28 protein-coding genes, 1 rRNA gene and 1 pseudogene are annotated in these 26065 nt (G+C 70.4%); 11 read left to right on the plus strand and 19 right to left on the minus strand.

Annotated elements, in window-relative coordinates; all coding sequences use genetic code 11:
* Positions 1–92 (plus strand): 5S ribosomal RNA (gene rrf, locus AB0A63_RS29975); the annotation flags it as partial.
* A gap of 77 nt (positions 93–169) precedes the next feature.
* Here rrf and AB0A63_RS29980 read toward each other — a convergent pair.
* Together AB0A63_RS29980 and AB0A63_RS29985 are read right to left on the minus strand one after the other, a co-directional pair.
* Positions 170–343: an ADP-ribosylglycohydrolase family protein gene (locus AB0A63_RS29980; RefSeq protein WP_360397114.1), complete on the minus strand. Its 174-nt coding sequence runs from the start codon at positions 341–343 to the stop codon at positions 170–172.
* 194 nt (positions 344–537) lie between these two features.
* A pseudogene (locus AB0A63_RS29985) lies at positions 538–1164 on the minus strand (ADP-ribosylglycohydrolase family protein); the annotation flags it as partial.
* Between the two features lie 173 nt (positions 1165–1337).
* Here AB0A63_RS29985 and AB0A63_RS29990 point away from each other — a divergent pair.
* Positions 1338–2183, plus strand: a complete 846-nt coding sequence (locus AB0A63_RS29990) for a helix-turn-helix transcriptional regulator (RefSeq protein ID WP_360397115.1) — start codon at positions 1338–1340, stop codon at positions 2181–2183.
* 48 nt (positions 2184–2231) lie between these two features.
* Here the strand turns inward: AB0A63_RS29990 and AB0A63_RS29995 are convergent, their stop codons facing one another.
* Positions 2232–2654, minus strand: coding sequence for a type II toxin-antitoxin system PemK/MazF family toxin (locus AB0A63_RS29995; RefSeq protein ID WP_360397116.1), 423 nt, complete (start codon positions 2652–2654; stop codon positions 2232–2234).
* A gap of 89 nt (positions 2655–2743) precedes the next feature.
* On the opposite strand from AB0A63_RS29995, the gene lepA reads away from it, so the two are divergent.
* From lepA to AB0A63_RS30010, 3 genes are all read left to right on the plus strand, one after another.
* Entirely contained in the window at positions 2744–4579 is a 1836-nt protein-coding gene (gene lepA / locus AB0A63_RS30000; protein ID WP_360397117.1) for a translation elongation factor 4, read from the plus strand.
* A 32-nt stretch (positions 4580–4611) separates the two neighbouring features.
* Positions 4612–5436 carry a DUF72 domain-containing protein gene (locus AB0A63_RS30005; protein ID WP_360397444.1) on the plus strand — a complete coding sequence of 275 codons (825 nt, stop codon included), beginning with the start codon at positions 4612–4614 and terminating at the stop codon, positions 5434–5436.
* A 67-nt stretch (positions 5437–5503) separates the two neighbouring features.
* Positions 5504–6115: a class I SAM-dependent methyltransferase gene (locus AB0A63_RS30010; protein ID WP_360397118.1), complete on the plus strand. Its 612-nt coding sequence runs from the start codon at positions 5504–5506 to the stop codon at positions 6113–6115.
* Between the two features lie 55 nt (positions 6116–6170).
* Here the strand turns inward: AB0A63_RS30010 and AB0A63_RS30015 are convergent, their stop codons facing one another.
* A complete protein-coding gene (locus AB0A63_RS30015) occupies positions 6171–6395 on the minus strand; it encodes a hypothetical protein (protein ID WP_360397119.1) in 225 nt (74 codons plus the stop codon).
* Between the two features lie 74 nt (positions 6396–6469).
* Positions 6470–6901, minus strand: a complete 432-nt coding sequence (locus tag AB0A63_RS30020) for an HD domain-containing protein (protein WP_360397120.1) — start codon at positions 6899–6901, stop codon at positions 6470–6472.
* Between the two features lie 98 nt (positions 6902–6999).
* Here AB0A63_RS30020 and AB0A63_RS30025 point away from each other — a divergent pair, with 98 nt between their 5' ends.
* Positions 7000–8475: a glycosyl hydrolase family 18 protein gene (locus tag AB0A63_RS30025; protein ID WP_360397121.1), complete on the plus strand. Its 1476-nt coding sequence runs from the start codon at positions 7000–7002 to the stop codon at positions 8473–8475.
* A gap of 30 nt (positions 8476–8505) precedes the next feature.
* On the opposite strand, the gene AB0A63_RS30030 is transcribed toward AB0A63_RS30025, so the two are convergent.
* Positions 8506–9609: an alkaline phosphatase family protein gene (locus AB0A63_RS30030; RefSeq protein WP_360397122.1), complete on the minus strand. Its 1104-nt coding sequence runs from the start codon at positions 9607–9609 to the stop codon at positions 8506–8508.
* A 113-nt stretch (positions 9610–9722) separates the two neighbouring features.
* On the opposite strand from AB0A63_RS30030, the gene AB0A63_RS30035 reads away from it, so the two are divergent.
* Positions 9723–10769, plus strand: coding sequence for a nitronate monooxygenase (locus AB0A63_RS30035; protein WP_360397123.1), 1047 nt, complete (start codon positions 9723–9725; stop codon positions 10767–10769).
* 109 nt (positions 10770–10878) lie between these two features.
* Positions 10879–12414 carry a DUF885 domain-containing protein gene (locus AB0A63_RS30040; protein ID WP_360397124.1) on the plus strand — a complete coding sequence of 512 codons (1536 nt, stop codon included), beginning with the start codon at positions 10879–10881 and terminating at the stop codon, positions 12412–12414.
* Here AB0A63_RS30040 and AB0A63_RS30045 read toward each other — a convergent pair.
* Complete coding sequence (locus AB0A63_RS30045) at positions 12389–13807, minus strand: amino acid permease (protein ID WP_360397125.1); 1419 nt, start codon at positions 13805–13807, stop codon at positions 12389–12391. The two genes, AB0A63_RS30040 and AB0A63_RS30045, sit on opposite strands and share 26 nt — an antisense overlap.
* 109 nt (positions 13808–13916) lie before the next feature.
* Positions 13917–14885: a zinc-binding dehydrogenase gene (locus tag AB0A63_RS30050; RefSeq protein ID WP_360397126.1), complete on the minus strand. Its 969-nt coding sequence runs from the start codon at positions 14883–14885 to the stop codon at positions 13917–13919.
* Between the two features lie 70 nt (positions 14886–14955).
* Between AB0A63_RS30050 and AB0A63_RS30055 the strand changes: the two genes are divergently transcribed.
* From AB0A63_RS30055 to AB0A63_RS30065, 3 genes are read left to right on the plus strand one after another with little or no spacing between them, the layout of a single operon-like run.
* Positions 14956–15180, plus strand: coding sequence for a hypothetical protein (locus tag AB0A63_RS30055; RefSeq protein ID WP_360397127.1), 225 nt, complete (start codon positions 14956–14958; stop codon positions 15178–15180).
* Positions 15177–15638 (plus strand): ribonuclease domain-containing protein, encoded by a 462-nt coding sequence (locus AB0A63_RS30060; RefSeq protein WP_360397128.1) that lies wholly within the window; start codon positions 15177–15179, stop codon positions 15636–15638. Before AB0A63_RS30055 ends, AB0A63_RS30060 begins: the two co-directional genes overlap by 4 nt.
* Positions 15635–15898, plus strand: coding sequence for a barstar family protein (locus AB0A63_RS30065; RefSeq protein WP_360397129.1), 264 nt, complete (start codon positions 15635–15637; stop codon positions 15896–15898). The genes AB0A63_RS30060 and AB0A63_RS30065 overlap by 4 nt, the downstream gene beginning before the upstream one ends.
* 80 nt (positions 15899–15978) lie before the next feature.
* Here AB0A63_RS30065 and AB0A63_RS30070 read toward each other — a convergent pair whose 3' ends face one another.
* From AB0A63_RS30070 to AB0A63_RS30120, 11 genes are all read right to left on the minus strand, one after another.
* Positions 15979–16755, minus strand: coding sequence for an enoyl-CoA hydratase-related protein (locus tag AB0A63_RS30070; protein WP_360397130.1), 777 nt, complete (start codon positions 16753–16755; stop codon positions 15979–15981).
* A 182-nt stretch (positions 16756–16937) separates the two neighbouring features.
* On the minus strand, positions 16938–17549 hold the full coding sequence (locus tag AB0A63_RS30075) for a cyclase (protein WP_360397131.1): 612 nt from the start codon (positions 17547–17549) through the stop codon (positions 16938–16940).
* A gap of 208 nt (positions 17550–17757) precedes the next feature.
* Positions 17758–18462 carry a sirohydrochlorin chelatase gene (locus AB0A63_RS30080; RefSeq protein WP_360397132.1) on the minus strand — a complete coding sequence of 235 codons (705 nt, stop codon included), beginning with the start codon at positions 18460–18462 and terminating at the stop codon, positions 17758–17760.
* A complete protein-coding gene (locus AB0A63_RS30085; protein WP_360397133.1) occupies positions 18459–19331 on the minus strand; it encodes an ABC transporter permease in 873 nt (290 codons plus the stop codon). The genes AB0A63_RS30080 and AB0A63_RS30085 overlap by 4 nt, the downstream gene beginning before the upstream one ends.
* Positions 19315–20091 carry an ABC transporter ATP-binding protein gene (locus tag AB0A63_RS30090; protein ID WP_360397134.1) on the minus strand — a complete coding sequence of 259 codons (777 nt, stop codon included), beginning with the start codon at positions 20089–20091 and terminating at the stop codon, positions 19315–19317. The genes AB0A63_RS30085 and AB0A63_RS30090 overlap by 17 nt, the downstream gene beginning before the upstream one ends.
* A 30-nt stretch (positions 20092–20121) precedes the next feature.
* On the minus strand, positions 20122–21132 hold the full coding sequence (locus AB0A63_RS30095) for an ABC transporter substrate-binding protein (protein WP_360397135.1): 1011 nt from the start codon (positions 21130–21132) through the stop codon (positions 20122–20124).
* Positions 21133–21185: 53 nt separating this feature from the next.
* Positions 21186–22529 (minus strand): GTP-binding protein, encoded by a 1344-nt coding sequence (locus tag AB0A63_RS30100; RefSeq protein ID WP_360397136.1) that lies wholly within the window; start codon positions 22527–22529, stop codon positions 21186–21188.
* Positions 22530–23429: a sulfate adenylyltransferase subunit CysD gene (gene cysD, locus AB0A63_RS30105; protein WP_360397137.1), complete on the minus strand. Its 900-nt coding sequence runs from the start codon at positions 23427–23429 to the stop codon at positions 22530–22532.
* Positions 23426–24121 carry a phosphoadenylyl-sulfate reductase gene (locus AB0A63_RS30110; RefSeq protein ID WP_360397138.1) on the minus strand — a complete coding sequence of 232 codons (696 nt, stop codon included), beginning with the start codon at positions 24119–24121 and terminating at the stop codon, positions 23426–23428. Before AB0A63_RS30110 ends, cysD begins: the two co-directional genes overlap by 4 nt.
* On the minus strand, positions 24118–24276 hold the full coding sequence (locus AB0A63_RS30115; RefSeq protein WP_360397139.1) for an Insertion element protein: 159 nt from the start codon (positions 24274–24276) through the stop codon (positions 24118–24120). The genes AB0A63_RS30110 and AB0A63_RS30115 overlap by 4 nt, the downstream gene beginning before the upstream one ends.
* Entirely contained in the window at positions 24273–25952 is a 1680-nt protein-coding gene (locus AB0A63_RS30120) for a nitrite/sulfite reductase (RefSeq protein WP_360397140.1), read from the minus strand. Before AB0A63_RS30120 ends, AB0A63_RS30115 begins: the two co-directional genes overlap by 4 nt.
* Between the last annotated feature and the right edge of the window lie 113 nt (positions 25953–26065).

Raw genomic sequence — 26065 nt, forward strand, 5'->3', positions numbered from 1 at the left:
CACCCGGTCCCATTCCGAACCCGGTAGTTAAGCCCTTCTGCGCCGATGGTACTGCACTGGTTACGGTGTGGGAGAGTAGGTCGCCGCCGAACTTAATTTGCCCTGCGGGTTGAGCGCCACAAGCGCTCCCCGCAGGGCTTTTTTTCGTGTTCCACGACCATCGAGCGAGTCATCCGGCAGTGCCGGAGCTGAGCGCTGCCAACTGATCCGCATACTCGATGCGCTCGACCCACTCCTGCGGCCACGCGGCGAGTCCGTGCGCGGCGCCGGCGAACGCCCCGGCCAACGCCGCGATCGAGTCCGAGTCGCCACTGGTCCTCGCGCCCCGCACCAGGCACCGCACCGGGTCGTCGGCGTGCCGGATCGCGCAGTACAGCCCGGTCGCCAGCGCCTCCTCCGCGCGATCCAGCCCTCGCCGGTGGCCAGGCTCGCGTCCTGCCCGTCATCGGGTTCGGCGAGGGCGGCCACCAGCCGTTCGAGCACCTCGGCGCACTCGTCCCAGCCGCGCGCGATGAAGTCGGCCGGCGTCGTCGCACCCGGCGTCCGCCACAGGGGACCCAGCCACTGCTCCAGGTAGACCGAGCGCTGTTCGCGGCAGCGGTCCAGCAACGCGGCGGGCACCTCGGCCAGGTCGCGTCCGTCGACCAGCAGCCGGGTCGCGTACGCGGTGAGCTCGGACGCGGTGAGCGCCGTGGGATGACCGTGCGTCATGGCGGCCTGCAGCTGCGACACCCCGGCGAGGACGTCGAGGTCGAGGTCGGGCACCAGTCCCACCGGCGTGACCCGCATGTTCGCACCGCAGCCCTTGGACCCCGCGATGGTCGCCTCCACCCACGGCAGGCCCTCCGCCAGGCCGCCGCACGCACGCAGACACGTCATCCCGGGTGCGCGGTTGTTCTCCGGGCTGTGCGCCCAGGACACGAACCGCTCGCGCAGCCGCGGTTCGAGCACGTCGGCGGTGTACCGGTCGACGCCGTGCAGCGCCCACGCGACGGCGAGTGCCATCTGCGTGTCGTCGGTGACCAGGGCGGGGTCGCCAACCAGGTCGTCCGGTCCGTGAGGACCGAACCGCCGGTCGATCTCCGCAACGGACAGGAACTCCGTCGGCTTGCCGAGCGCGTCCCCGAAAGCCAACCCGTACAACGATCCCGCGACTCGGTCCACGGTCCGACCCTACTTGCGCGAGCGGTTCAACGGTGTGGAACCCTTGAAGTGCATTTGTTCCGGTAGCGCGGCAACGGCAATGGACTCCGGCGGCATCATCGGAGTCGCCCAGGCGCTCTTTTCACCCGAAAGGGCCCGTACCATGGAATAAATACAAGCCATAGCGTTTTGGCGTGACTGTATTCACATCTACCGCGTACAGCAGGGACCTGGGCGACGAGCTGCGCCGCGTCCGGGAGGCCGGCACCGGCATGAGCGGGGCGGCGCTGGCCGTGCGACTGGGGTGGGACCCGAGCAAGGTGTCCAACCTGGAGCACGGCAAGGTGCGGGCCACCGACATCGACCTCGTGCAGCTGTTCACCATGTGCGGCAAGGACATCCAGTACATCGACGACTTCCGGCGCCGGTACCGGTACGCCTTCGACGAGTATGTCGTGCACGCGCCGGAGGACGTGCGCACGGCGAGGATCGGGGAGTCCGCGGCGACGTCGATCACGAGCTATTCGGTGACCAAGCTGCCCAGTCTGGTGCAGACCCACGAATACGCCGACGCGCTGCACCGGCTCGGTGGTTTCACGACCGGCGACCGAATTGCGGCGGCCGTGCAGCACCGCATGGACCGGCAAGTAGTCCTGCGCCGGAACAACCCGCCGAAATGCTTGTTCTACATCCACGAGTTCGCGTTGCAGCAACGGGTCGGCGGCCGGCGGGTGATGGAGGACCAGTGCGCGCGGCTGCTGTCCGAGGAGCACAGCGTCCGGGTCGTGCCGATGCGGGCCGTGGTGCCGTCCAGCGGCTGCGTGCTCTGGGAGTACGAGAAGGCGATGCCGGTCGTGTTCAGCGAGACCGAGCTCGCGCAGGTGTTCGTGCAGGACCCCGGTGCGATCGCGCGGATCAGGCTGGTGTTCGACCGGCTGGCCGAGGTCGCGCTGGACGAGGAGCAGTCGCTGGGCAAGCTCGGGGAGTACGCGGGGCGCCGGCGGGCCGCGCGCGACGACCAGGGGCCGCACGCGGCGTGACGGGCGGGTGCGGGGGCGCGTGGTCAGGCGCCCCCGCACCCGCAGGGGTCAGCGCCAGCCGTGGCGTGCGCGCAGGGTGTCCACGACCTGGCCGAAGGCGACCGGGCCGAGCACGGCGCCCTCGCGGCGGATGTCGTCGTCGGAGTCGAGGGCGAACACCCGGTCCAGCCGCAGGTAGGACGGGCGGCCGTCGCGGTCCCAGGCGCCGGAGCCCAGCTCCAGGTAGTCGTCGCGCGGCTCCTTCGAGGAGAGCATCAACGCGATCAGCTCGCCCTTGGCGCGGCCCACGACCAGCAGCGGGCGGTCCTTGCCGCGGTTCGCGTCCTCCTCGTAGGGCACCCACGCCCAGACGACCTCGCCGGGGTCCGCGTCACCGTCCACCGAGGGCTCGTACTCGAGCTTGGTGGCCTCCGCCGCGTCGAAGATCTCGCGGACCGCGCCCTTGGCCGGGCGGGGGTCTTCACCGTTCATCAGCACGAACGCACCCTAGTGGTGCAGAGCACGTGGGCCTCTATGGGACCATAAGGGGACACCCGTCCGATTTCCTGCTGAGGACCGCCTTGACCACGTTCGCCGACACGACGTTCACGCCGCCGGAACTCATCCGGAACTTCTGCATCATCGCGCACATCGACCACGGCAAGTCCACGCTGGCCGACCGCATGCTGCAGCTCACCGGCGTGGTCGAAGCGCGGGCGATGCGCGCTCAGTACCTCGACCGCATGGACATCGAGCGGGAGCGCGGCATCACCATCAAGGCGCAGAACGTGCGCCTGCCCTGGCAGGTCAACGGGCAGGACCACGTCCTGCACATGATCGACACGCCGGGCCACGTCGACTTCACCTACGAGGTCTCCCGTGCGCTGGAGGCCTGCGAGGGCGCGATCCTGCTGGTCGACGCCGCGCAGGGCATCGAGGCGCAGACGCTCGCGAACCTGTACCTGGCGATGGAGAAGGACCTCACCATCATCCCGGTGCTCAACAAGATCGACCTGCCCGCCGCGGACCCGGACAAGTACGCGAAGGAGATCGCGCACATCGTCGGCTGCGAGCCCGACGAGGTGCTGCGGGTCTCCGCGAAGACCGGTCTCGGCGTCGAGGCGCTGCTCGACGAGGTCGTGAAGCTGGTCCCGCCGCCCGTGGGCGAGGCGGACGCACCGGCCCGCGCGATGATCTTCGACTCGGTCTACGACACCTACCGCGGCGTCGTCACCTACATCCGCGTCGTCGACGGCAAGATCACGCCGCGCGAGCGCATCAAGATGATGTCGACCGGTGCCACCCACGAGATCCTCGAGGTCGGCATCGTCTCGCCGGAGCCGAAGCCGTCCCGCGGCCTGGGCGTCGGCGAGGTCGGCTACCTGATCACCGGCGTGAAGGACGTGCGCCAGTCGAAGGTCGGCGACACCGTCACCTCCGAGCGCAAGGGCGCCACCGAGCCGCTGGCCGGCTACCGCGAGCCTCGCCCGATGGTCTACTCGGGCCTGTACCCGGTCGACGGTTCCGACTACCCGGAGCTGCGCGAGGCGCTGGAGAAGCTCCAGCTCAACGACGCCGCGCTGACGTTCGAACCGGAGACCTCCGCGGCACTGGGCTTCGGCTTCCGCTGCGGCTTCCTCGGCCTGCTGCACCTGGAGATCACCCGCGACCGCCTCGAACGCGAGTACGGCCTCGACCTGATCTCCACGGCACCGAACGTCGTCTACCGCGTGATCATGGAAGACGGCGCCGAGCACGTCGTGACGAACCCGTCCGACTGGCCGGAGGGCAAGCGCGCCGAGGTGTACGAGCCCGTCACCAAGTGCACGATCATCGCCCCGTCGGACTACATCGGCGCGATCATGGAGCTGTGCCAGGCCAAGCGCGGCCAGCTCGGCGGCATGGACTACCTGTCGGAGGACCGCGTCGAGCTGCGCTACACCATGCCGCTCGGCGAGATCATCTTCGACTTCTTCGACTCGCTGAAGTCCCGCACCCGCGGCTACGCCTCGCTGGACTACGAGGAGTCGGGCGAGGCCGAGTCGGAGCTGGTCAAGGTCGACATCCTGCTGCAGGGCGAGGCCGTCGACGCGTTCTCCGCGATCGTGCACAAGGACCACGCCTACGGCTACGGCACGCGCATGGCCACGAAGCTGCGCGAGCTCATCCCGCGGCAGCAGTTCGAGGTGCCGATCCAGGCGGCCATCGGGTCCCGTGTGATCGCCCGCGAGACGATCCGCGCGATCCGCAAGGACGTCCTGGCCAAGTGCTACGGCGGTGACATCACCCGCAAGCGCAAGCTGCTGGAGAAGCAGAAGGAAGGCAAGAAGCGCATGAAGATGGTGGGGCGCGTGGAGGTGCCGCAGGAGGCCTTCGTCGCCGCGCTGTCGACCGAGGAGCCGAAGGGCAAGAAGTAGGAGCCGTGGCACGCCTTCACGTCGGCTGCGCCATGTGGAACCACAAGGCGTGGCCAGGGCGGTTCCTGCCGCAGTCGCTTCCCGCGGGGGAGCGGCTGCGGGCCTACGCCGGCTGGTGCAACGCCGTTGAGGGCAACACCACGTTCTACGCGACGCCCGCCCGCAAGACCGTCGAGACCTGGGCGCGGCAGACGGACCCGGACTTCCGGTTCGTGGTCAAGCTGCCCAAGGTCGTCACGCACGAGCGCCGGCTCGCCGGTGTCGAGGTGCCGATGCGGGCGTTCCTCGACGCCATCGAGCCCCTGGGCGAGCGCGCGGTCCTGTGGACCCAGCTGCCCGGCTCGTTCGGCCCGGCGGACGTCGAGGCACTGAGCCGCTTCCTGCGCAGGCTGCCCGTCGGCCTGCGGCGTGCCGTGGAGGTGCGCCACCCCGTGTTCTTCACCGACGCCGGTGCGACGTCGCTGCTGGAGGGGGCCCTCGACGACGTGGACGCCGAGTGGGTGCCGTTCGACACCGAGGTCTTCTTCCAGAGCCCGCCGACCAGCGACGCCGAGCGCGAGGCCTGGGACCGCAAACCGCGGTTGCCCCGGCGGACGCGGGCGCTGACCGACCAACCGATCGTCCGCTACCTGGGCCGCGACTCGGTCGAGGAGACGGTCGAGGGGTGGCGGCCGTGGGCCGAGGTGGTCGCCGGCTGGCTGCGGGAGGGCCGGTCGCCGACGGTGTTCCTGCACACCCCCGACAACGACGACGCGCCCGCGCTCGCCCGCCGGTTCCACGACGACGTCCGCACGCTCGTGCCCGAGCTCGACGCGCTGCCCGAACCCGAACCGGTCGAACCCGCCACGCTGTTCTGACCGCGTTTGTTGCCGGATCGGCAACGGAGTTTGCCGCTCCGGCACAACGGTGGGCATCGTGGACGGCATGACGACTGCGCAGGAGTTCTGGGAAGCCTTCTACTCGGAGCGGGACCAGGTGTGGTCCGGCAACCCGAACCCGTTGCTGGTGCGCGAGACCGCGGACCTCACGCCGGGCAGTGCGCTGGATCTCGGGTGCGCTGAGGGCGGTGACGCCGTCTGGCTCGCGCAGCGGGGGTGGCGGGTGCTCGGGGTCGACGTGTCGCAGGTGGCGCTGGACCGGGCGCTCCGGCACGCGCAGGACGCCGGCGTCGAGATCTCCGTGGAGCGGCACGACCTGAAGGAGACGTTCCCCGAGGGCCGGTACGACCTGGTCAGCGCCCAGTTCCTGCACTCGCCGGTCGAGGAGGACGGGGAGCGCAACAGCATCCTCAAGCGGGCCGCGGAGGCGGTCGCGCCCGGTGGGCGGCTGGTCGTCGGCGGGCACGCCGGGGCGCCGTCGTGGTCCGAGCACCGCGACTACTACTTCCCGACGACCAAGGACGTGCTCGACCACCTCCGGCTCGGCGACAACTGGATCATCATCACCGACGACGTGGTCGAACGGCCGCTCGTCGGGCCGGACGGTCAGCAGGAGTCGCGCAAGGACAACGTGCTGACGGTGAAGCGCCTGTACTGAAAACGCAAAGGCCACCCGCGGCGGCGTTGCCGGGGGTGGCCCACACAGGTACCGGTCAGGCGCGGATCAAGCGGTCCATCGCCTGGCGGTTGATGATCGAACGGAGCTCGCCCGTCTCCTCGGCGCTGTGGCGGGAGAGGATGGCGTCCAGTTCGAGGCGGTCGCTCTCGGTGGTGTAGCTGGCCAACTGCCGCTCCAGGCTCCGGCGCTTCAGCCGGGCGTCACGGCGGACGGCCAGGTTCGAGCGCAGGGACTTCACGGACAGGTCGTGGCGGGTCATCGTGTCCTTCCAATCTTGGTTACGATTCGATAATACACCCAGTTCACGACACCTGTACCGATGAAGAAGGTCAGCTAGCTCACGTACTCGTCGAGCAACCTCAGGGCGCGCGCGTACTTGGCCTTCAACCGCTCCTGCATGGCCGCGTCGAGGCGGGCGACGCGGGCCGGCGAGAGGTTGTCGCCGATGTCCGCGCGCTTCACCGTGACGGCCAGCGGGTTGGCGGCGACGCGGCGCAGGTAGTCCTCCTGCGGCTCGTCCGGCAGGTGCGACAGCGCCACGACCGCGTCGACCACCTCGGGCGGGCAGCCGCGGGCGAGCAGGTCGGCCGCGGTCACGGGGGTGTCCTCGACGACGTCGTGCAGCACGGCGGCCATCTGCTCGTGCTCGCCGCTCACGGCGGCCATGACCCGCAACGGGTGCCCGATGTAGGGCAGGCCCGACTTGTCGACCTGGCCCTCGTGGGCCTCGGTGGCGATCGCGATCGCGTTTTCGAGGGTGAACACGCCCTCAAGCTAAACCAGGGCTTGACCAACCGCAGTGGTCTAGTCCATTTTTAGTCCACTCACAACATGGTCGCCGCATGAGTGTGTGGAGGTGGACCATGTCCAAAACCAGACGAGCGGCGATCGCGCTGCTGTCGGCGTTCATCGCATGTGCCGGTCTGGTGTTGGTGATCAACGGCAACGCCGCCGCCGCCAACCTCGCGGCCAACAACGGGTTCGAGGCGGGCAACCTGAGCGGCTGGACCTGCACCGAGGGCACCAGCGCCACGTCCGGCACCAAGCGCACCGGCCAGTACGCGTTGCAGGGCACACCCGTCGGCCAGAGCACCGCGCGGTGCCAGCAGACCGTTTCGGTGCAACCGAACACGGCCTACAAGCTGTCGGCCTGGGTGCAGGGCAGCTACGTCTACCTCGGCGTCACCGGCGGCGTGGAGAAGAGCACCTGGACGCCCGGTTCCAGCGGCTTCTCCCAGCTGACCCTCGACTTCACGTCCGGCAGCGCCACCAGCGTGACGATCTACCTGCACGGCTGGTACGGCCAGCCCGCCTACTACGCCGACGACGTCAACCTCGACGGCCCCGGCACTCCGCCGACGTCCACGAGCACGACGACGTCGACCACCACCACTACTACGACGACCACGACGACCACCACGACGACGACGAGCAACCCGCCGATCACCGGTCTGCCCAAGCACGTGCTGACGGGCTACTGGCAGAACTTCTACAACGGTGCGCGCGCTCTGCGGCTGTCCGACGTCCCCACCACCTACGACATCATCGCGGTCTCGTTCGCCGATGCCACGGCGGTGCAGGGGCAGGTCGCGTTCAACCTCGACCCCGGTCTGAGCAGCCAGCTCGGCGGCTACACCGACGCGCAGTTCCGCGCCGACGTGAAGACCGTGCAGGCCCGCGGCCAGAAGGTGATCATCTCCGTCGGTGGTGAGAAGGGCACGATCAGCGTCGCCAACTCCACCGCCGCGACCAACTTCGCCAACAGCGTCAAGGGCCTGATCTCCACCTACGGCTTCGACGGCGTCGACATCGACCTGGAGAACGGCGTCAACGCCCAGTACATGGGCCAGGCGCTGCGCAGCATCTATGCAGGTGGCGGCAAGGTCATCACCATGGCGCCGCAGACGATCGACATGCAGAACGTCAACGCCGAGTACTTCAAGCTGGCGCTGGCCACGAAGGACATCCTGACCATCGTCAACATGCAGTACTACAACTCCGGTTCGATGCTCGGCTGCGACCAGCAGGTCCACAGCCAGGGCACGGTCAACTTCCTGACCGCGCTCGCGTGCATCCAGCTGCAGAGCGGCCTGCGCGCCGACCAGGTGGGCCTCGGCCTGCCCGCGTCGCCGTCGGGTGCCGGTGGCGGGTACCAGTCGCCCGCCAACGTCAACAACGCCCTCAGCTGCCTCGCGCGTGGCACGAACTGCGGGACGTTCAAGCCGAGCACGACCTGGCCGTCGATCCGCGGCGCCATGACGTGGTCGATCAACTGGGACGCCTCGAACAACTGGCAGTTCGCCAACACGGTCGCCCCTCATCTGGACTCCCTGCCCTAGATGATGGCGCGGTCCGGCTGACGGACTGCCTCAGATGACGGACTGACCGTCACCCCCGCCCGACGGTTCGGGGAGGCCGAACAGCCTCCCCACCGTCGGTGCGACATCCACAGTGGACGCGGCTGTCATCGAGACCCCGCGCCCCACCACGGGATCGCCACCGGCGACGAGCAGCGGCACCGGCTCGGCCGCGGCACGTCCCCGGTGCACCACCAGGTCGCCGGCCTCCGGTCCGAGGCGCAGCTCGGCCGGCCGGTGCGCCGACCGCACACCGGGCACTCGCGAGACCACCGACTCCAGGTGCCGCACGGCCAGGGCGCGGTCCGAGGCGGGGCCGGTCCAGTACAGCAGGTCGGCGCCGTCGTTCTGCACGACCACAACCCTGTTGCGCAGCAACGGATCTGTCTGGATGTGCTCCTCCGGCGACACCGGGGACCGGTCCGCTGCGGGAGTCGCGGTGACGAGGAGGACGGACCGCTCCCACCGCCCGGTCGCCCTGAGGTGCCGCACCAGCTTGCCGAGCTGCTCGTCCGCCGTGCGCGCGGTCAGCGACCGCCCCGCGGCAGCGGCCGGGGCTCCGGTGCCGAACTGCACGACCACCAGGTCCGGGTCTGCCTCGTCGACCACGGCGTGCAGGGCGTGCGAGGTGAACGCGTCCGGCGCGGTCCCCGTGACCGGCGGCCGGGGTTCCCACCCGTACGTCGCTCGCGTGCCGACCACCCGGCGCAGGTCCTCCTCCGGCAGCACCGCGCCCGTGCGGAAACCCAGCTCCGGCAAGCGTTCCAGCACCGTCGGGAACCTCGGCTCGCTCAGCCGCCGCACACCGCGCGCCCGGTCGAACACGACGTCGGCGGGCACACCGCTGCGGTCGGGCCGCACCCCGGTCAGCATCATGACGAGGTGCGCGGTGCTCCCGGCGGCCGGCAGCGAACGAGCCCGCGGGAAGTACGTGCCGTCCGCCCGCAGCGCGACGAGGTTCGGCGTCAGCGCGGTCCCCACCTCGTCCGCCCGCAGACCGGCGAGCACGACCACGTACACCCGCCTGCCCCGGCCGGTCGCGCCGAACGCGGCACCGGGCGCGGCGGAGAGGACGACCGAGCCTGCGGCGGCCCTGAGCAGGGTGCGGCGTTTCACGGACCGAGTCTCACCCACCGGCATGACCGGGAGGTGAACGGCGTTTCCTTGCGCCACCGTGAACACAGCCACTTCGCCGGGCGTTCACGGGCGCGCCCAACTAGGTTGGGCTCATGTTCCAGACGCTGGCCGTGCCCGTGATCGCCGCACCCATGGCGGGCGGCGCCTCCACACCCGAGCTGGTCGCCGCGGTGAACGACGCGGGCGGGCTCGGGTTCCTGGCGGCCGGGTACGTCTCCGTCGAGCAGCTCGCCGAGAAGGTCACGCGCACCCGGGAGCTGACCGGGGCGCCGTTCGGGGTCAACCTGTTCGTGCCGGGCACCCGGCCGACCGCCGACATCTCGTCCTACGTGGACCGGGTGACCGCGTTCGCGGGGAAGCTCGGCGCGGTGCCGGGCGAGCCGCGCTGGGACGACGACAACTACGCGGCGAAGCTCGAACTGGTGCTGGCGCTGCGGGTGCCGGTGGTGTCGTTCACGTTCGGGCTGCCCGACGTCGACGACGTGCAGCGGCTGAAGGCGGCAGGGGCGACCGTCGTCGTCACGGTCACCACCCCTGCCGAGGCGCGGCAGGCCCGGCAGATCGGCGCGGACGTGCTGTGCGTGCAGGGATCGGACGCGGGCGGGCACCGCGGCACGTTCACCGACGACGGCGTCTCGCCCGGAGGTGGCGAGCTGTACGGGACGCTCGCCGCGCTCCGGCTGGTCAGGGGCACCGTCGACCTGCCGGTGATCGCGACCGGCGGGCTGGTGCACGGCGCCGACGTCGCGGCGGTGCTCGCGGCCGGTGCGGTCGCGGCCCAGCTGGGCACCGCGTTCCTCGGCTGCCCGGAGGCGGGGACCGCCGCGCCGCAACGGGAGGCGTTGCGCGCGGGCGGCCGCAGGACGGCGCTGACCCGTGCGTTCAGCGGCCGGCTGGCGCGCGGGCTGGTCAACCGGTTCCTGGTCGAGAACACCCCGCACGCGCCCGCCGCGTACCCGAACGTGCACCACCTCACGAAACCGGTGCGCGCCACCGGTGAGCTGGAGGCCATGTCGCTGTGGGCGGGCACCACCTACCCGCTCGCGCCGGCCGCACCGGCCGCCGAGGTCGTGCGCAGGCTCGACGCGGAGCTGCGGGAAGCGGTCGACGCGCTGGCGCAGAGGTTCGCGCGCGGCTAGGAACGGTCCGGTGACCTCACTCGCGGACGGCCGGCACTGGACCGGTTCCGCTGCCGACGCTCGGCGAGCTCGTCGGTCAATTCGTTGGCGAAGCGGGGTGAGCGCGGCTATGAAGGACGGTGTGACCTCGCTCTCCGATGAGACGTTCCAGGCGATGATGGACTGGACGCCCGCGTTCGCGACCATGGTCGGCCTGCCCGGCTGGGACGACCGGCTCGACGACCTCAGCGTCGAGGGCCACCAGGCCCTGCGCGCCCGCCTCGCGGACATCGTGAGCCGCGTCGACACCAGCGACGAGGACCCGGTCACCAGGTCCGTGATCAGGCACCAGGCCGAGTCGATCATCACGAAGATCGACGCCCGGCTGGTCGAGCACACCGTGGCCGCGGGACTGAGCGCACCGGTCGGCGGCCTGCTCGGGCTGGCCTCCCAGGTCGACTTCTCGAAGCGGCTGGACCAGATCCCGCGGTTCCTCGACCAGGCGGCCACCCGGCTGCTCGACACCGATCGCAGGCCGTTGCGGCGGCACGTCGTGAACGGCGCGGCGCACCTGGAGCGGTTCCTCGCCTCGCCGCGGCAGCCGTGGGAGGGGGACGCGGACCTGCGGCCGGCGTTCGCCCGGTTCCGCGAGGTGCTGCTGTCGCTCGACGGCCGCGAGGACGCGCAGGCCGGCCTGTGCTGGCTGCCGGAGGGCGAGCAGAACTACGCCCGGCTGGTCCGCGACTACACGACCACGGCCTACACGCCGGCCGAGCTGCACCGGCTCGGGCTCGACCTGATCGCCCGGCTGCGCGAGGAGTACGCGGAGGTCGGCGCACGGGTGTGGGGCACCTCGGACGTCACCGAGATCTTCACGCGGCTGCGCACGGAGCTGCTGTGGGACAACGAGGGCGACATGGTCACCAGCGCGGTCGAGGCCGTCGCGCGAGCCGAGGCCGTCGCGCCGCGGTGGTTCGGCCGGCTGCCCAAGGCGCCCTGCGAGGTGCGGCTCGTCCCCGAGGTGGACCGCGAGGTCGCGCCGCTCGCGTACTACATGGACGCCGCGCTGGACGGCTCCCGTCCCGGCGTCTACTTCCTGAACCCGTTGGGCGCCACCGAACGCAGCCGCACGCTCTCGGAGGTGACGGCGTTCCACGAGGCCATCCCCGGCCACCACTTCCAGATCACGATCGCCGCCGAGACCGACCTGCACAACGTGCGCAAGTTCGCGTTCATCGACGCCTACCTCGAAGGCTGGGGCCTCTACACCGAGCGCTTGGCCGAGGAGATGGGGCTGTACTCGTCCGACGAGCAGCGGCTGGGCATGCTGTCGCTCGACGCGATGCGCGCAGGGCGGCTCGTCGTCGACACCGGCCTGCACGCCCTCGGGTGGTCGCGCCGGCAGGCCGTGGACTACCTGCGCGAGAACACCGTGATGACCGCGCCGGAGATCGAGTCCGAGGTCGACCGGTACATCGAGACGCCGGGGCAGGCGCTCGCGTACATGGTGGGGCGGCTGGAGATCCTCCGGTTGCGCGAGGAAGCGGCCACCCGGCTGGGCGACCGCTTCGACGTGCGCGCGTTCCACGACCTCGTGCTGGCGAACGGCCCGGTGCCGCTCGCCACGCTCGACTCCCTGGTTACCGCTTGGACTCCTTCTCCATGACGGAGTTGCGCTTCGAGTAGGTGAAGTAGACGACCAGGCCGATCACGAACCAGACCGCGAACCGCAGCCAGGTCTCCGGCGTGAGGAACGTGATCAGCCAGATCGAGAAGACGACACCGATGATCGGCACGACCGGCATGCCCGGCGTCTTGAACGTGCGCGGCAGGTCGGGCTGCTTGTAGCGCAGCACGACCACGGCGACGCAGACGACGACGAACGCCAGCAGGATGCCGATGTTGGTGAGCTCGGCGGCCTCCGCGATCGGCAGGAAGCCCGCGATGACCGCGGAGGCGATGCCCAGCACCCAGGTGATGCGCGTCGGCACGTGCTTCACCGGGTGCGTCTTCGCGAACCACTGCGGCAGCAGGCCGTCGCGGCTCATCGAGTAGCCGACGCGGGCGGCGCCCAGCAGGAACGTGAAGAGCACCGTCGTGATGCCCAGGATCGCACCGACGGAAATGATGATGCCCAGGGCGGGCAGGCCGATGTCGGCGAAGGCCGTGGCGAACGCGGACTCCGCGTCGACGTCCTTGTAGTTGACCATGCCGGTGAGCACGAGGCAGGCCAGCACGTACAGCACCATCGACACGGCGAGCGAGTAGATGATCGCCTTCGGCATGTGCTTCTGGGAGTCCTTCGACTCCTCGGCGGCCGTGGACATCGCGTCGTAGCCGAACACCGCGAAGAACACCGTCGCCGCACCCGTGAGCGCACCCGAGATGCCGAACGGGAAGAACGGGTTGTAGTTGTCGGTGTTGATGTGGAACGCGCCGACGACGACGACCAGCGCCACCACGGCGATCTTGAGGTACACCAGCGTGGTCTCGAAGCGCGCGGCGTTCTTCATGCCCTGGTTCAGCACGAACGCGATCAGCAGGCACAGCAGCACGGCGAACAGGTTCACCTTGTACGTGCCCGCGGCGACGCCGTCGGCCTCGGTGCCCGGTGCGCCCAGCATCCACTGCGGCAGGTGGACGTTCAGCAGCGACAGCAGCTCGGTGAAGTAGCCGGAGATGCCGATCGCGACCACCGCCACGATCGCGGTGTACTCCAGCAGCAGGTCCCAGCCGATGAACCAGCCGACGATCTCGCCGAGCACCGCGTAGCCGTAGGTGTAGGCGCTGCCGGCCTTGGGGATCAGGCCCGCGAACTCCGCGTACGAGAACGCCGCCGCCGCGCTCGCGATACCGGCGATCAGGAACGACACCAGCACCGCGGGACCGGCTGTCTTGTTCGCGACGGCACCGGCGAGCGAGAAGATGCCCGCGCCGATGATGCCGCCGATGCCGATCGCGGTGAGCTGCCACAGGCCCAGCGTTCTGGTGAGCCCGTCGCCCCTGTCCTCGGCGATCCGGTCGATGGGCTTGCGCCGGAAGACGCCCTGTGTGGTCATTGCCTAGCTCCCTTGAAGAGTGGGTCCGGGCGAACCTATTCGGGACCACTGTCACGCGGTTTGTCCGAACCCACCAATCAGGGAACCGATTTTTGGCTTCCGGTGCTGTTTACGGCCTGCTGAACACGATCTTTCCGGCGGTCTCGCCGTCCAGCATCGCCCTGAGGCCCTGCTCGGCGTCCTCGAACCGCAGCTCGGCGCCGATCTGCGGCCTGAGGTCGTTGAGCGCGCAGAACCGGATCAGGTCGCCCAGCTCCTCGCGGGTGCCCATGGTCGAGCCGACCACGCGCAGCTGCAGGAAGAACAGCCGCTGCAGCTCGGCCGCCGACGCGTCACCGGACGTCGCGCCGGAGATGACGACGATGCCGCCGGGCTTGAGCGCCTTCATCGAGTGCGACCAGGTGGCCTTGCCGACGGTCTCGAACACCGCGTCGACCCGTTCCGGCAGGCGGGCACCGGACTCGAAGGTGTCATGGGCGCCGAGGGTCTGCGCCAGAGCGCGCTTCTCCTCGGTGCGGCCGGTGACCCAGACGCGGAACCCGGCCGCGCGGCCGAGCTGGATGAGCGCGGTCGAGACACCGCCGGACGCGCCCTGCACGAGCATCGTCTGACCGGGGCGCAGGCCCGACTTCACGAACAGCATCCGGTACGCGGTCAGCCACGCCGTGCCCATGCACGCGGCCTCGGCGAACGTGAGGTCCGCCGGCTTGGGCAGTGCGTTGCGGGCGGGGACCACGACGTAGTCGGCGAACGTGCCCTGGTGCTTCTCGGTGAGCAGCGTGCGCTTCGGGTCGAGGGTCTCGTCGCCGTCCCAGCCGGGGTCGCCGATGACGGAGTGCAGCACCACCTCGGTGCCGTCGTCGAGGACGCCCGCGCCGTCGCAGCCCAGGACCATCGGGAACTGCTCGGGCTTGATGCCGACCCCGCGCAGCGTCCACAGGTCGTGCATGTTGAGGCTGGCCGCCTTGACCGCGACCCGCACCCACCCGGCGGGCACCTCGGGGTCGGGGCGCTCGCCGACGCGGAGCGAGGCCAGCGGGTTCTCGGGACTGGGTTCTGCTGCGTAAACGGCGAACATGGTTCGCAACATACCCAGCGGCGTCCCCGCCGACCGCCGTGACCCGGCTCACCAGGCTAGGCTCGTGCGGGTGGACGGGCTTTGGCAGTGGTGGGACGGGGTCGAGCTGTGGCTCGTGCAACTGCCCGTCGCCGTGCAGTTCCCCCTCGTGATGGTCGTGGTGCTGCCGCTGTGCCTGGGCGTGGCGCGGCTCGTCGACCGGGTGGCCGACTGGGGTGCCAAGAACCCGGCCTCCCTCGCACCCGAGCCGGAGGACGGGGCCTCCGATCCCGAGTCCGAAAAGGTCGCCGTATGAGTCCCGGTCGTCGCCTCACCGTCGCACTCGTCGGCCTGGTCCTGCTGGTCCTGGTCGGCTGGTTCGTGCGCGACGGCGCCTCCGAGCCCGAACCCCGGTCGAGCGCGCCCACCAGCAGCGCGAGCAGTGCGCCCGGCACGGCACCCGCGGTGCCCGGCGCGCAGGAGTCCGGCCTTGAGGTGAAGCCGCTGTCGTCGCTGCCGCCCGAGGCCGCGAAGACGTACAAGCTGATCGGGGGCGAGAGCCCCATGCCGTACCCGAAGAACGACGGCGTGACGTTCGAGAACCGCGAGAAGCGGCTGCCGCAGCACAAGTCCGGGTACTACAAGGAGTACACGGTGCCGACGCCGGGCAGTCCCGACCGCGGCGCGCGCCGGCTCGTGACCGGGGACAAGCGCGAGGTCTACTACACCGGCGACCACTACGCGTCGTTCGTCGTCGTGGACGTGAAGAAGTGAAGCGGCACATCCTCGTTTCGGAGAAGAAGGCCGCCATCGGCGCCATCGCCGAGGCGTTGTCGTTCCCCTCCTGGTTCGGCCAGAACCTCGACGCGTTGTACGACAGCCTGACCGACCTGTCGTGGCTGCCCGCGGGGGAGTACGTGCTGGTCGTGCCCGCCGACCTGGACGCGTCCGTGTCCGAGGTGCTGCGCGACGCGGCGAGGCAGACCGCCGGATCAGGCGACCGGACGCTGCGGGTGGTTCGCACGGAACGGTGACCCGGCCTGCGCGAAAGCCGCCGGTACCGCTTTCGCGCAGGGCGTCATCGAGGCGCCGCCTGGTTCTGATGTCCGACGTGTCAGTCCTCGGCGGGCACCCAGGACGGCTTGCGCTTCTCGCGGAACGCCGTGATGCCCTCCTGGCCCTCGGGGCCGCCGAAGTGCTGCGCCGACAGCGCGAGCATGTCCGCGAACACCTCGCCGAGGTTCGTGGACCGTTCCTGCTGGAGCATCCGCTTGGTCGCGGCGAGCGCGTTCGGTGCGCCCAGCGCGAGCATGTCGGTGTAGCGGCGGACCTCGGCGTCGACGCCGTCGAGCGGCACCGCGGAGTTGAGCAGGCCGATCTCGACCGCGCGGGCGGCGCCGAAGGTCTCGCCGGTGAGGAACAGCTCGTGCGCGGCGCGGGGGAGCAGGCGCGGCAGCACCGTCACCGAGATGACCGCCGGCACCACGCCGATGCGGACCTCGCTGAACGCGAACGTCGCCTCGCGCGCCGCGACCGCGATGTCGCAGGCAGCGACGATGCCGACACCACCCGCGCGAGCAGGGCCGTTCAGCGCGGCGACGACCGGCTTGGGGCTGGTCCAGAGCTGGTCGAGGATCGCGGGGAACTCGTTGACGCCCTGGTCGCCGGCACTCGCACCGGCGGCCTCCTTGAGGTCCATGCCCGAGCAGAACACCGGGCCCGTGTGGGTCAGCACGACCACGCGCACCCCGTCGTCGGCGGCGGTCGCGGTCAGGTGCTCGCGGAGCTCCCGGCGCAGCTGCGCGGACAGGGCGTTGCGGTTGTGGGGGGAGTCCAGCGTGATCGTCGCGATGCCACGCCGCACCTCGTAGTGGACCAGCTCGTCTGCCATGGCGCTGACCTTAGCTGCCGAGTTTCGCCGCGGTGGAACGGCTGCGCGCGGCCCAGTACGAGTGGGCGAACCGCGTCAGTGCGCAGGTCTCCGTGGAGGACCTGCGCACTGACGCTCGACACGATGACCGAGCTGTCGCTGCTACGTCCCGATGCCCGGCAGGGGGTGGGGCACCGGGGCGGTCAGCCGATCGTCGTGGTCGTCAGGACGGGGCTGGGATCCGGGTAGCCCTTCGCGGCGGCGTTGACCGGGAACCCGAGCACCGACACGACGGCGGTGAAGGTGAGGCCGGGGGCGTCGTAGCTGCTGCCACCGAGCTTCGTGGTGATCGTGCCGGAGGCGTCGGCCTGCAGGGTGATCGTGACCACCGGCAGCTCGAACGCGGCACCGCCCTTGAGCGGACCGGGCACGGAGAGCACGACGTCGTTGCCGGACAGGGCGATCGCCGGCGTGCCGCCCAGCCCGGACCCGCCGGACAGCGACGCGGACCGGAACTTCGAGCCGGCCGGCACCGGCAGCCGCAGCGCGAGCCCCTTGATCTCCCGCACCTGCCGCCCGGCCGCCTCGGACGGCACCTGGTTGGGCGCCGGGTCGACGGTGACCTTGACGACCCCGTTCGGTGCGACAGTGGCCGGTGCGGACGCGCTCACGCCCTGGTCGAGCGTGAAGTCCGACGTCTGCCCGACGGCGGTCGCCCTGAGCTTGAAGGTGATGGTCTGCGGAGCTGCTGACGCGTTCGCGGTGAACACCAGCATCGGTACCAGTAGCAGTGAAGCGACTCCGGCCAGCCTCATGGTCTCTCCCCGTTGAGTGGACGAGGGGCACTCCCAGCACGCGACGTGGTTCTCTGCCTACTCATGAGTAAGTTTCACGTCAACACCTCGCGCCGCACATCGCCCGAACGGCGCTGCGGACCCGATCTCGCGGCGGCGTCCGGAAGTGTCACCCGGAACGGCGAAGGGCGGTCTGCCGCAGCAGACCGCCCTTCGGTTCGTCTTCGCCCTAAGCGGAGCGGGCCACCGGCTGACGGGCCAGGGCCTCGTCGTACCGGTCCAGCACCAGCTGCGCCACCTCGACGTCGTCCCCCAACGGCCGCGCCACCAGCACGTCGGGTCCGGCCAGCGCCGCCACCTTGTCCGGCAGCAGGCCCGGTGCCAGGAACCACGACGCGACGGCGATGCGGCGGGCGCCGCGGGCCTTCAGCCGTTCCACGGCCTCGGGCACGGTCGGCGTGGCGATCGACGCGAACGCCGCCTCCACGCCGGCCCAGCCCGACTCCCGCGCCCACCGCCGGGCGACCCGTGCCACGGCCTCGTTGGCCGGTGCGTGCGAGGAGCCGGCGCCGGCCACGACCACGCCCAGGGACCGGTCGCCGAACGACACGCCGGCCTCCGACAACCGCCGCAGTGCCGCCGACTCCAGCCGCGGGTCCGGTCCGAGCACGTCCGCCACCTCGGCGGGCACGCGCGACTCGGCCACCGCGGCCGGCACGTCCACCCGTGCGTGGAACGCCTTGCCCAGCAACAGGGGGACGACGACGGAGGGCTCGCGCAGCACGTCGTGCAGCCGCGGGGCGCACAGGTCCAGGAACGCCCCGCGCACGTCGAGCTCCGGGCGCAGCGAGCGCACCACGTCCAGCAGCGCGTGGATCGACGCTGCCGAACGCGGGTCGCGGCTGCCGTGCGCCACGGCGATCAGCGGGGTCACAGCGCCCCCGTCAGGCCGCGGGCGCGCAGCACCGCGCGTTCCATCGGGCGGAACAGCAGCAGCTCGATGCCGATGCCCACCAGCAGGATCAGGAAGATCGCCGCGATCACCATGTTGATGTCGTTCAGCGACGACCCGTTGTGCAGGTACTGGCCGAGGCCGGTGCCCAGCTGCGGCGAGGTGGCGATGATCTCCGCGGCCATCAGCGAGCGCCACGAGAACGCCCAGCCCTGCTTCAGACCCGCCAGGTAACCGGGCAGAGCGGCGGGCAGCAGGATGTGCCGGGCCGAGGCCAGCCTGCCCGCTCCCAGCGCGCGGCCGACCCGCGGCAGCAGCGGCGGGATCTGGTCGATGCCCGCCACCAGGCCGTTCGCGATCGACGGCACCGAACCCATCAGCACGACGAAGTAGATCGTCGACGGCGTCACGCCGAACCACAGGATCGCGGCCGGCACCCAGGCCACCGACGGCAGCGACTGCAGGCCGGTCAGCAACGACCCGATCGCCGCGCGCACCACCTTGACCTTGGCCACCAGCAGACCCAGCGGGGTCGCGATCAGCACCGCCGCGATGAACCCGAACACCGCGCGGTGCAACGAGGTCCACAGGATGCCGAAGGCCTCGCCGGAGCCGATCGAGCGCACCAGCTCGTTCCACACGTTGACCGGGGCCGGCAGCTGGAACTCCGGCAGGACCGCCGACGCCCACAGCGCCTGCCACACGCCGATGAGCAGGGCGAAGGCGATGATCGGCGGCACGCCGGTCTTCAGGAAGCGGCGCCACACCGGCGGTTTCTGCGTCTCGACGGGGACGTCGAGCGCGTCGAGGCCGGCGCCGACCTTGTCGAGCGTGTCAGGAGGCGTGGCCACTGATGACCTCTCGCAGGTGGGTGTTGATCTCGTCGAGCAGCTCGTCGCGCGAGTCCGCCACGTCCCACTCGCGCACCACGCGACCGGGGCGGGAGGACAGCAGCACGACCCGCTGGCCCAGCCGGACCGCCTCGCGCACGTCGTGCGTGACGAAGATGATCGCGGTGTTCGTGGTCTCCCACACCCGGATCAGCTCGGCCTGCAGCACGTCGCGGGTGATCGCGTCGAGCGCGGCGAACGGCTCGTCCATCAGCAGCAGGGCCGGGGAACCGTCCGCGGCCACGGTGGTGGACGCCAGCGCGCGGGCCAGCGCCACGCGCTGCCGCATGCCGCCGGACAGCTCGTGCGGGCGCTTGTCCGCGACGTCGCCCAGCCGCACCAGCTCCAGCAGCTCCAGCGCCCGCCGCTTGCGCGCCAGGCGGCCGACACCGGCGAACCGCAACGCCAGCTCGACGTTGCGGGCGGCGGTGAGCCACGGCATGAGCGCGGGCTCCTGGAACATCACGGCCGGGCGCGACGTGTTGAGCCGCAGCTCCCCCGCCGTCGCGCCGTCGAGGCCGGCCACGATGTTCAGCAGCGTGCTCTTGCCGCAGCCCGACGCGCCGAGGAGGCACACGAACTCACCGGGCTTGACCTTGAGGTCCACCCCGTCGAGCGCTACCACGGCCGAGCTGCCGTGGCCGAAAACCTTGCGGACCCCGGCCAGTTCGACGGCGGTGTCCACGGTGGACTGGAAAGTGGTCTCGAGCGTGGCGGTCATGTTCGGGTGCCTTCCCCTCGGCTTCGAAGACTACTTCTGGTCCAGTCCGGCTGCTTGCACCTGCGGCTTGCCCTGCGCCTGGAGCACCTTGTTCAGCAGCGTGAAGTCGGCGTACCCGGCGACGTTCGCGGCCTCCTTGGCCACGCCCGCGGTCACGGCGTCCTTCGCGAGCTGCGGGAAGTGCTTGGCCTGCGCGTCGGTGGTGAGCTCGATGTTGTCCCACGCGGCGTCGAGGATCTTGTCGCCGAGCTTCTTGGACGTGAGCTTCTCCAGGGCCGCGTTGGCGGTCTTCTTGGCCTCGTCCCTGTTCGCCTTCGCCCAGTCGATCGCGGCGACGTGGCCCTTCAGCACGGCCTCGACCGTCTCCGGGTGCTCCTGCAGGAACTTCGTCCGCACGATGACCACGGTGGTCGGGAACGCCCCGCCCTCCCACAGGGTCTTCTCGTCCAGCAGCACCTTGCCGCCGCCCTCGGCGACGATGCGCGCCGACCACGGCTGCGGCGCCCACGCGGCCTGGATGTCGCCCTTCTTGAACAGGTCGAGCGAGGCCGCGTTCTCCACGTTCTGCACGGTGACCTGGCCGGTGAGGTTCTTCTCCGCCAGGTACTTCTTCAGCGACACGTCCTGGGTGTTCGCGAGCTGCGGCGTGGCGACGACCTTGCCCTTGAGGTCCTCGATCGAGTTGACCTCGGGCTTCACGACGAGCTGCGCGCCACCGGACGTCGCGCCGGCGATCAGGCGAACGGCCTCGCCCTTCGACTTCGAGTAGGCGTTGATCGCCGGACCGGAGCCGATGTAGGCGATGTCGAGTGACTCGCCGAGCAGGGCGTTGACCTCGTCGGGGCCCGCGTTGAACGTCTGCGTCGTCAGCTTCGTGCCGCCCAGCTCCTTGGCGTACAGGCCCTTTTCGACGCCGATCAGCGCGGCGGCGTGGGTGATGTTCGGGAAGTACCCGAGGCGGACCTCGGCGGCGGCGCCCTTGGACTCGGCGGCGGGGGTGTCACTCGTCCCGGCGCGGCTGCACCCGGAGATGGCGGTCAAGGAGATCAGAGCGACGGCAAGGGCGGACTTGAGGTTCACGGCGGTGTGGCCTTTCAGGGACCGGGGGAGACGAGGGCGTGGTTGTCGGGGGTAGCGGTGCTACCCCCGGTACAGCTCTCCACGCCGTTCTCGAGCAGCGGCAGCGGAGCCCCGACCAGTCCGGCGGCGAGAGTGGAACCGTCACTCGCGTCGATCACCAGGAAGGACCCGGTGCGCCGGCTGAAGCTGTAGTCGTCCAGTGGAACGGGCTCTGCCAGGCGCAGAGCCACTCGGCCGATCTCGTTGAGCTCCAACGCGGCAGGGTGGTCCACACTGGACAGCGTCTGCTCGTCGAAGCGGTCGCGCAGGTCGGTGACCATCGCCTGCACGGTGCGCGTTCCGTGCTTGACGAGGACTCGGGCGCCGGGTCGCAGGGGCTTCTCCGCGAGCCAGCAGAGGGTGGCGTCCAGCTCGTCGGTGACCGTGGGCTCGTTGCCCGCCACCGAGATCAGGTCGCCGCGGGAGATGTCGATGTCGTCGGCCAGCAGCAGCGTGACGGACTGGCCGGCCGCCGCTTCGGCCAGTTCGCCATCTGCCGTGTCGATCTTCGTGACGGTCGAGCGCCTGCCGGAGGGCAGCACGACGACCTCGTCGCCCGGCGTGACCGTGCCCGCCGCGACCAGGCCCGCGTACCCGCGGTAGTCGAGGTGCTCGGCCGTGCGCGGGCGGATCACGTACTGCACCGGGAACCGGAACGGGGCGTCGTGCGGGTCGGGCTCGACCGGAACGGTCTCCAGGTGCTCCAGCAGGGTCGGGCCGGAGTACCAGGGCGTGTTCGCGGACTTCTCCACGACGTTGTCCCCGGCCAGCGCCGACACCGGGATCTCGACGACCGAGTCCTCGGTGTAACCCAGGGCCGTGGCGTGCGCGGTGAACTCCTTGGCGATGCGCGCGAACGTCACCTCGTCGTAGCCCACGAGGTCGATCTTGTTGACCGCCAGCACGAGCCGCGGCACGCCCAGCAGCGCGAGAACCGCCGCGTGGCGCCGGGTCTGCTCGATGACGCCCTTGCGCGCGTCGACCAGCAGCACCGCGAGCTGTGCGGTGGACGCGCCGGTGACGGTGTTGCGGGTGTACTGGACGTGCCCCGGTGTGTCGGCGAGGACGAACGACCGCTTCGGCGTCGCGAAGTACCGGTACGCCACGTCGATCGTGATGCCCTGCTCGCGCTCCGACCGCAGGCCGTCGACCAGCAACGACAGGTCTGGCGTCGCGAGACCGCGGTCGGCGCTCGCGCGGTGCACGGCGTCGAGCGTGTCCGCGAGCACGGACTTGGTGTCGTAGAGCAGCCTGCCCACGAGCGTGGACTTGCCGTCGTCCACGCTGCCCGCGGTGGCCAGCCTCAACAGGTCGCTCATCTAGAAGTACCCCTCCCGCTTGCGGTCTTCCATGGCGGCCTCGGACAGCCGGTCGTCGGCACGGGTCGCGCCGCGCTCGGTCAGCCGGGACGCGGCGACCTCGGCGATCACCGCGTGGATGTCGGCGGCGTCGGACTCGACGGCACCGGTGCAGGAGCCGTCGCCGACCGTGCGGTAGCGGACCACCTTGCGCTGCAACGTCTCACCCTCGCGCGCGGTGCCCCACGGGCCCTCGGCGAGCCACATGCCGTCGCGCAGGAACACCTCGCGTTCGTGCGAGTAGTAGATGTCCGGCAGCTCGATGCCCTCGCGCTCGATGTAGTTCCACACGTCGAGCTCGGTCCAGTTGGACAGCGGGAACACCCGGACGTGCTCACCGGCGCGGTGCCGGCCGTTGTAGAGGTTCCACAGCTCGGGGCGCTGGCGCTTCGGGTCCCACTGGCCGAACGCCGTGCGCAGGCTGAAGATCCGCTCCTTGGCGCGGGCGCGTTCCTCGTCCCGGCGGCCGCCGCCGAAGACCGCGTCGAACCTGTGCTGCGTGATGGAGTCCAGCAGCGGCACGGTCTGCAACGGGTTGCGCGTGCCGTCCGGGCGCTCCTCCAGGCGGCCGTCGTCGATCCAGTCCTGGACCTTCGCGATCTCCAGGCGCAGCCCGTGCCGTGCGACGACGCGGTCGCGGAACTCGATGACCTCGTCGAAGTTGTGCCCGGTGTCGACGTGCAGCAGCGGGAACGGCACCGGTGCCGGGTAGAACGCCTTGATCGCGAGGTGCAGCAGCAGTGTCGAGTCCTTGCCGCCGGAGAAGAGGATCACCGGCCGGTCGAACTCGCCTGCGACCTCGCGGAAGATGTGGACCGCCTCGGACTCGAGGCGTCCCAACGTGTCCAGAGCCAGTGTCATCCGTGCAACCCGCATTCCGTCTTCGACTGACCGGCCCACCGGCCGCTGCGGGCGTCCTGGCCCGGCAGCGGCTTCGACGTGCACGGCAGGCACCCGATGGAGGGGTACCCCTCCTGCACCAACAGGTTCTCCAGAACACCCTTCTCGTGGAGGTAGGCGTTGAACTCGTCGTCCGACCACGGCGCGATCGGGTTGACCTTGACCAGGCCGTTGCGCTCGTCCCACTGCACGATCGGCGTGCCGGCCCGCGTCGGTGCGTCCACCCGGCGCACCCCGGTCACCCAGGCGTCGTACTTCGCGAGCTCCCGCCGCAGCGGCACGACCTTGCGCAGGTGGCAGCACCGGGCCGGGTCGGTCTGGTGCAGCAGGCCGAACTCGCGTTCCTGGTCCTCCACCGACTGTTCGGCGGCGGCGTTCACGATCCGCACCTCCGGGTAGACGACACCGACGGCGTCGCGCACGCCGATCGTCTCCGGGAAGTGGTAGCCGGTCTCCAGGAACAGCACGTCGAAGTTCGGCTTCACCTGCGCGGCGAGGTCGATCAGCACGGCGTCCTGCATGTTGGAGGCGACGACGTAGCTGTCGCCGAACGTCCGCGCGGTCCACTCCAGCGCCTCGATCGCGGTGGCGTTGGCCAGCTCCTCCTGCGCGGCCTCGGCGACGATCTTGAGGTCTTCCTTCAGATCGCTCACTTCTTCACCTCCTGCGGCAGGTTGAGCCCGACGAAACTGACCTTGAAGACACGGCGGCACCCGGTGCACAGCCAGGCGTAGGCGGGTTCCTCCTGCGGGCGGAGGTCCTCATCGCCGCAGTAGGGGCAGTAGAACGGCGTCGCGCGCTCGCTCATCGCAGCGACCCCTCCTCGGCGCGGGCGACCCACTGGGCGAACCGCTCGTCGGTCTCCCGCTGCGCCACGAAGTTCCGCACCACGCGCTCGACGTACTCGGGCAGCTCGGCCGCGGTGACCTTGTGGCCGCGCAGCTTGCGGCCGAACCCTGCGTCGAGGCCGAGGCCGCCGCCCAGGTGCACCTGGAAGCCCTCGACCTGGTTGCCCTCGTCGTCGGTGACGATCTGGCCCTTGAGCCCGATGTCCGCGGTCTGGATGCGGGCGCACGAGTTGGGGCAGCCGTTGATGTGCACGGTGATCGGCGCGGTGACGCCGTCGACGATGTCCTTGAGGTTCGCTTCGAGCTGCGTGACGAGGTCGAGCGCACGGGCCTTGGTCTCGACGATCGCGAGCTTGCAGAACTCGATGCCGGTGCAGGCCATGATCCCCCGCCGCCACGGCGACGGGTCGACCTGCAGGCCGAGCTTCGCGAGGTCGCTCTTGAGCGCCGGCACCGCGGTCTCGGCGACGTCCAGCACGATGATCTTCTGCTGCGGCGTGAACCGGACGCGGCCGGAGCCCGCCCGTTCCGCGATCTTCGCGACCTCGACCAGGACCGAGCCGGAGACGCGGCCCGCGACCGGTGCGGCGCCGACGAAGAACAGGCCGTCCTTCTGCTTGTGCACGCCGATGTGGTCGAGCTGCTGGTCGAGGACCTCCGGCGCGGGGCCGTCGATCATCTTGCGCTTGAGGTACTCGTCCTCCACGACCTGGCGGAACTTCTCCGGACCCCAGTCGGCGACGAGGAACTTGATCCGTGCGCGGTGCCGCAGCCGGCGGTAGCCGTAGTCGCGGAAGACGGAGATGACCGCCTCCCAGACGTCCGGGACCTCGTCGAGCGGCACCCAGGCGCCGAGCCGCTTGCCCAGCATGGGGTTCGTGGACAGGCCGCCGCCGACCCAGAGGTCGAAGCCGGGCCCGTGCTCGGGGTGGTGCACGCCGACGAACGCGACGTCGTGGATCTCGTGCGCGACGTCCTGCAGACCGGAGATGGCGGTCTTGAACTTGCGCGGCAGGTTCGAGAAGCGCGGGTCGCCGATGTAGCGCTCGAGGATCGTGTCGATCGCCGGCTGGCCGTTGACCACCTCGTCCTGCGAGATGCCCGCGACCGGCGACCCGAGGATGACGCGCGGGCTGTCGCCGCACGCCTCCACCGTGGTGAGGCCGACGGCTTCGAGCTGCTGCCAGATCGTGGGGACGTCCTCGATCCGGATCCAGTGGTACTGGATGTTCTGCCGGTCGGTGATGTCCGCGGTGTCGCGGGCGTAGGTCTGCGAGATCTCACCGAGCACCCTGAGCTGCTGCGTGGTGAGCGCGCCACCGTCGCTGCGCACGCGCATCATGAAGAACTCGTCGTCCAGCTCCTCCGGTTCGAGGGTGGCCGTGCGGCCGCCGTCGATGCCGGGCTTGCGCTGGGTGTAGAGGCCGTACCAGCGGAACCGGCCACGCAGGTCGGCCGGGTCGATCGAGTCGAAACCGCCGTGGGCGTAGATGTTCTCGATGCGGGCGCGGACGTTGAGCGGGTTGTCGTCCTTCTTGCTCCGCTCGTTGGGGTTCAGCGGCTCTCGGTAGCCGAGTGCCCACTGCCCCTCGCCGCGACGCTGCTTGGCGCGCGGTGACGTCTGCGGCGAGACCATCGCCATCCTCCGGGGTTTCGAGGCGCTCGGTGCGCGTGCGAGCCCGGAGGTGCTTGTGGTGGGGGCGTCGTCAGCGCGCCGGGCGCCGACGGGAACAAATCAGCGCGCGGTCA

It is taken from the genome of Lentzea sp. NPDC042327 (assembly GCF_040647275.1).
In the GTDB taxonomy this organism is placed as follows: Bacteria; Actinomycetota; Actinomycetes; order Mycobacteriales; family Pseudonocardiaceae; genus Lentzea.

Coding starts and splice junctions, on each gene's coding strand:
- AB0A63_RS29995 (WP_360397116.1), bottom strand. CDS start 2,654: ATGAACGGTGAAGACCCCCGCCCGGCCAAGGGCGCGGTCCGCGAGATC.
- AB0A63_RS30005 (WP_360397444.1), top strand. CDS start 4,612: ATGTGGAACCACAAGGCGTGGCCAGGGCGGTTCCTGCCGCAGTCGCTT.
- AB0A63_RS30010 (WP_360397118.1), top strand. CDS start 5,504: ATGACGACTGCGCAGGAGTTCTGGGAAGCCTTCTACTCGGAGCGGGAC.
- AB0A63_RS30015 (WP_360397119.1), bottom strand. CDS start 6,395: ATGACCCGCCACGACCTGTCCGTGAAGTCCCTGCGCTCGAACCTGGCC.
- AB0A63_RS30025 (WP_360397121.1), top strand. CDS start 7,000: ATGTCCAAAACCAGACGAGCGGCGATCGCGCTGCTGTCGGCGTTCATC.
- AB0A63_RS30035 (WP_360397123.1), top strand. CDS start 9,723: ATGTTCCAGACGCTGGCCGTGCCCGTGATCGCCGCACCCATGGCGGGC.
- AB0A63_RS30040 (WP_360397124.1), top strand. CDS start 10,879: ATGAAGGACGGTGTGACCTCGCTCTCCGATGAGACGTTCCAGGCGATG.
- AB0A63_RS30045 (WP_360397125.1), bottom strand. CDS start 13,807: ATGACCACACAGGGCGTCTTCCGGCGCAAGCCCATCGACCGGATCGCC.
- AB0A63_RS30050 (WP_360397126.1), bottom strand. CDS start 14,885: ATGTTCGCCGTTTACGCAGCAGAACCCAGTCCCGAGAACCCGCTGGCC.
- AB0A63_RS30060 (WP_360397128.1), top strand. CDS start 15,177: ATGAGTCCCGGTCGTCGCCTCACCGTCGCACTCGTCGGCCTGGTCCTG.
- AB0A63_RS30070 (WP_360397130.1), bottom strand. CDS start 16,755: ATGGCAGACGAGCTGGTCCACTACGAGGTGCGGCGTGGCATCGCGACG.
- AB0A63_RS30075 (WP_360397131.1), bottom strand. CDS start 17,549: ATGAGGCTGGCCGGAGTCGCTTCACTGCTACTGGTACCGATGCTGGTG.
- AB0A63_RS30090 (WP_360397134.1), bottom strand. CDS start 20,091: ATGACCGCCACGCTCGAGACCACTTTCCAGTCCACCGTGGACACCGCC.
- AB0A63_RS30100 (WP_360397136.1), bottom strand. CDS start 22,529: ATGAGCGACCTGTTGAGGCTGGCCACCGCGGGCAGCGTGGACGACGGC.
- cysD (WP_360397137.1), bottom strand. CDS start 23,429: ATGACACTGGCTCTGGACACGTTGGGACGCCTCGAGTCCGAGGCGGTC.
- AB0A63_RS30115 (WP_360397139.1), bottom strand. CDS start 24,276: ATGAGCGAGCGCGCGACGCCGTTCTACTGCCCCTACTGCGGCGATGAG.
- AB0A63_RS30120 (WP_360397140.1), bottom strand. CDS start 25,952: ATGGTCTCGCCGCAGACGTCACCGCGCGCCAAGCAGCGTCGCGGCGAG.